This window comes from Acidovorax sp. SRB_24 (assembly GCF_012931925.1).
This window is the reverse complement of the sequence record NZ_MWOM01000128.1, coordinates 1-3479: the sequence shown is the minus strand read 5'-3', so window position 1 is coordinate 3479 and position 3479 is coordinate 1. Positions and strand designations below refer to the sequence as shown.

At 69.2% G+C, this 3479-nt stretch carries 4 protein-coding genes; 1 reads left to right on the top strand and 3 read right to left on the bottom strand.

Going from position 1 to position 3479, the window contains the following annotated elements:
* From B2J89_RS20880 to B2J89_RS20870, 3 genes are all read right to left on the bottom strand, one after another.
* A partial coding sequence (locus B2J89_RS20880) for a DUF2214 family protein (protein ID WP_169170768.1) occupies positions 1-252 on the bottom strand: 252 nt, incomplete at its 3' end.
* Positions 253-309: 57 nt separating this feature from the next.
* Complete coding sequence (locus B2J89_RS20875) at positions 310-1233, bottom strand: LysR family transcriptional regulator (protein WP_169170767.1); 924 nt, start codon at positions 1231-1233, stop codon at positions 310-312.
* 171 nt (positions 1234-1404) lie between these two features.
* A complete protein-coding gene (locus B2J89_RS20870; RefSeq protein WP_169170766.1) occupies positions 1405-2415 on the bottom strand; it encodes a fumarylacetoacetate hydrolase family protein in 1011 nt (336 codons plus the stop codon).
* A 102-nt stretch (positions 2416-2517) separates the two neighbouring features.
* Between B2J89_RS20870 and B2J89_RS20865 the strand changes: the two genes are divergently transcribed.
* On the top strand, positions 2518-3300 hold the full coding sequence (locus B2J89_RS20865; protein ID WP_169170765.1) for an IclR family transcriptional regulator: 783 nt from the start codon (positions 2518-2520) through the stop codon (positions 3298-3300).
* Positions 3301-3479 lie beyond the last annotated feature (179 nt).

Below are 3479 nucleotides of genomic sequence, written 5' to 3'. Positions count from 1 at the left end.
CACCTTGAGGTGCAGCAGCGGTTGCGTGGCGTACCAGGACGCCCCTTTGATGCCCCAGAACACGCGCGCCAGGCCGGTGGCCAGCAACACCACGGCGGTGATGCCATAGATCAGGTCCAGGCGCGCCAGGCGCTCGACCACTGCGGCGTTGAGCCATTCGGTGCGGCACAAGGCCGCCTGGCTCGAGAGAAAGACCACCAGGGTCAGGATGGCCACCAGGTGCAGACTGGCCAGAACGGCTTCGAGGGTCATTGCAAGTCCTTGTACATGGGCCGGGGCGAAGCCGGAGGCGCCCACGGCACCACCGCCTCAGGGTGTTTTCCAGAACCCGGGTTGGCTGTAATTGTGCTTGAGGTAGTCGATCCATAGGCGCACGCGCAGCGGCAGGTGCTTGGCGTGCGGAAACACCACATAGATGCCATTGGGCGGTGCGGCGAACGCGTCGAGCACCGCCACCAGCTGGCCCGCGGCGATCTCGTCCTCGACCTCCCAGGTGCTGCGCCAGGCGATGCCAAAGCCGGCCAGGCACCAGTCGTACAGCACCTGGCCGTCCGAGCAGTCGAGCGGCCCGCCGGGGCGGATGTGCACCAGCTCGCTGGCGCCCGCGGCCGTGGGCACGCGAAAGGCCCAGCCGCGCGTCTGCGAGGCGTCGCTCGACAGCGTCAGGCAGTCGTGCGCCGCCAGTTCGCTGGGGTGCTGGGGCGTGCCGCGGCGCTGCAGGTACTGCGGCGCGGCGACGCACAGGCGCCGGTTGTCGGCCACGCGCACGCTCACGAGCGAGGAATCGGGCAGGTCGCCCACGCGCACGGCGCAGTCAAAGCCCTCGCCCGCCAGGTCGACCACGCGGTCGCTGAGGTTCAGCGAGATCGCCACCTCGGGGTGCAGCGCGCGGAACAGCGGCACCAGCGGCGCCACATGGCGGCGGCCAAAGCCGGCTGGCGCCGTGATGCGCAAGTGGCCGCTGGCCTTGACGCCGCCGGCCGAGACGCTGGCTTCGGCGTTGGCCACCTCGGTCAGGAGGCGCTGGCAGTCTTCCAGAAAGGCGCTGCCCTCGTTGGTCAGGCTGATGCGCCGCGTGGTGCGCACCAGCAGCTTCACGCCCAGATGCTCTTCGAGCGCATCGAGGCGCCGGCCCATGATGGCCGGGGCCACGCCCTCGGCACGCGCCGCCGCCGTGAGGCTGCCGCGCGTGGCCACGGAGACGAAAGATTCAAACGCCTTGAGCTTGTCCATGGGCGCCGATTATGGGTGTGCGACGCTGCCTAAAACCGGGGCCGGCCCTTCATCGGGCGTGACCCCGGCAGCCTGGAGGGCGGCGCTCCTGCGCTGTGCCTCCTTCAACTGTTTCTTTGATAGCTGTCAGCGCTTGCTGGGCAAGGGCTAGAGCCCTATTTCATGGAAAACTCAGGCGGGCGCCGCAATCGCCTGGTCGATGGCGCCGAAGATGCTCTGGCCGTCCTTGCCTTTCATCTCGATGCGGATGGTATCGCCGTACTGCATGAATTCGGTCGAGGGCTGGCCGTCCTGGATGGTTTCGATGCAGCGCTTCTCGGCGATGCAGCTGTAGCCCTTGGGCCAGTCGGTGCGGCCCTTGGCGTCCGCCACGCCCTTGTTGCTGACGGTGCCGCTGCCGACGATGGAGCCGGCGCGCACGTTGCGCGTCTTGGCGATGTGGGCGATCAGCTGGCCGAAGTGGAAGGTCATCTCGGGGCCGGCGTCGCACATGCCGACCTTGCGGCCGTTCCAGGTGGACTGCAGCGTCAGGTGCAGGCGGCCCTTGTCCCAGGCGTCGCCGAGTTCGTCGAGCGTCACGGCGACGGGGCTGAAAGCGGTCGCGGGCTTGCTCTGGAAGAAGCCGAAGCCCTTGGCCAGCTCGGCGGGAATCAGGTTGCGCAGGCTCACGTCGTTGGCCAGCATGACCAGGCGGATGCCGTCGAGCGCCTGCTCGGGCGTGCAGCCCATCTTCACGTCGCCGGTGACGACGGCGATCTCGGCCTCGAAGTCGATGCCCATGGCCTCGCTGGGCACCACCACGTCGTCGCAGGGGCCGATGAAGTCGTCACTGCCGCCCTGGTACATCAGCGGATCGAGATAGAAACTGGCCGGAACTTCGGAGTTGCGCGCTTTTCGAACCAGTTCGACGTGGTTGATGTAGGCCGAGCCGTCGGCCCACTGGTAGGCGCGCGGCAGCGGGGCCATGCACTGCTGCGGATCGAACGGGAACGCGTGGCGCGCCTTGCCCGCGTTGAGCTGGTCGTAGAGGTCTTGCAGCTGCGGCGCCAGGTAGCTCCAGTCGTCGAGCACCTGCTGCAGCCTGTGGGCGATGCCGGTCGCATAATGCGCGCTGCCCAGGTCGCGTGAGACGACCACCAGCTGGCCGTCGCGTGAACCGTCTTTGTAGGTGGCGAGTTTCATGGATGCAAAACCTTTATCGGCATGGAAACCGGCGGCACCCAGCGCAAATTACGCTGGGTGAAATTGATTTAACTAAACAAAACCTCTGAAATTCTAGTGCACATGGACAAGGAACGCGCCGGCATCCAGTCCGTCGAGGTCGGCTTCTCACTGCTCGAAGGCCTCACGCGGGCGCGCGGGCCGCTGATGCTCAAGGACGTGGCCGCCTCGGCCGACATGAGCGCGGCCAAGGCGCACCGCTATCTGGTGAGCTTCCAGCGCATGGGGCTGGTCACGCAGGACAGCCGCACGGCGCGCTACGACCTCGGGCCCGCCGCGCTGCGCCTGGGGCTGGCGGCGCTGTCGCGCCTGGACGCGGTGCGCCTGGCGCGCGAGCGCCTGCCGCAGCTCATGGACGAGATTGGCCACACGCTGGCGCTGGCGGTGTGGGGCAACCACGGCCCGACCATCGTGCACTGGGAGGAGTCGGCGCAGGCCGTCACCGCCAACCTGCGCCTGGGCGACGTAATGCCGCTGCTGGCCTCGGCCACGGGCCGCTGCTTTGCCGCGCACCTCGCGCCCGAGGTGGTGGCGCCGCTGCTGCAGGCCGAGCTGGCACAGGCCGAAAAATTGCACCGCAGCGACCTGCCCGCCACGCTGGCCGCGGCCCAGGCCCTGCTGCAGGAAGTGCGCGAGCGCGGCGCAGCGCGCGTGGTGGACACGCTGCTGCCGGGCATCGTCGCCTTCTGCGCGCCGGTGTTCGACGCCGACGGCCACCTGGCGCTCGGCATCACCACGCTGGGCTCGGTCGCCACGCTGGACGCGGCCTGGGGCGGCACCATCGACACGCCGCTGCGCGCCGCCGCCGCGCACCTGTCGCACGACCTGGGGTTTGGCGGCGCCTGAGCGCGGCCGGCAGGGCACCATGATCCCGCGGCGCACCCTGCTGCTGATCGCCACGGCGGTGCTGGCCCTGCACTGGTGGGTGCTGGCCGGCGTGCCGCTGCACTGGGACCGGCCGGCGACCGCGCAGCCGCCCCAGGTTTTCACCACCCGCACCGTGGCAACGCCACCGCCCGCCCCCG

Bases quoted from the DNA above. Each gene is read 5' to 3' on its own strand.
- B2J89_RS20875 (WP_169170767.1), bottom strand. From the start codon at position 1,233: ATGGACAAGCTCAAGGCGTTTGAATCTTTCGTCTCCGTGGCCACGCGC.
- B2J89_RS20870 (WP_169170766.1), bottom strand. From the start codon at position 2,415: ATGAAACTCGCCACCTACAAAGACGGTTCACGCGACGGCCAGCTGGTG.
- B2J89_RS20865 (WP_169170765.1), top strand. From the start codon at position 2,518: ATGGACAAGGAACGCGCCGGCATCCAGTCCGTCGAGGTCGGCTTCTCA.